This is a genomic window from Isoptericola sp. NPDC056618, from assembly GCF_042792715.1.
Taxonomy (GTDB): domain Bacteria; phylum Actinomycetota; class Actinomycetes; order Actinomycetales; family Cellulomonadaceae; genus Isoptericola; species Isoptericola nanjingensis.
The window spans coordinates 1-265 of the sequence record NZ_JBHTVZ010000041.1 but is presented as its reverse complement, the minus strand read 5'-3'; the positions used below and the strand labels follow the sequence as shown (position 1 = coordinate 265).

Below are 265 nucleotides of genomic sequence, written 5' to 3'. Positions count from 1 at the left end.
CATCTACCATAACCACCCGAGGAGCGTTTTCGCTTTGCTTGGTGCTGGCTGTTCCTCTTCCTCCGGTTCCTCCACTTTTGGCGGTTCCGGTACTGGAATTTCCTGTGCTTGTCCCTGCGGCTGTTCCTTTGTTCCCATCAGGTTTTGGATGTCCTGTAGCAGATTCTTTGCCCATTTTGGCGCGTCCTCCTGTTCCTCTTTTTTCGGTGTTTCTTCAGCAGACGATTTTTCTTCTTTTTCTTCTAGTTCTTTTGGCATAGAAAAT

General features: G+C 47.9%; 1 protein-coding gene. It reads right to left on the bottom strand.

What is annotated here, in order from left to right; translation table 11 throughout:
* Window positions 1-3 precede the first annotated feature (3 nt).
* Window positions 4-265: hypothetical protein (locus ACFQ8T_RS21680; RefSeq protein ID WP_430548514.1), on the bottom strand; the 262-nt coding region annotated here is incomplete at its 5' end.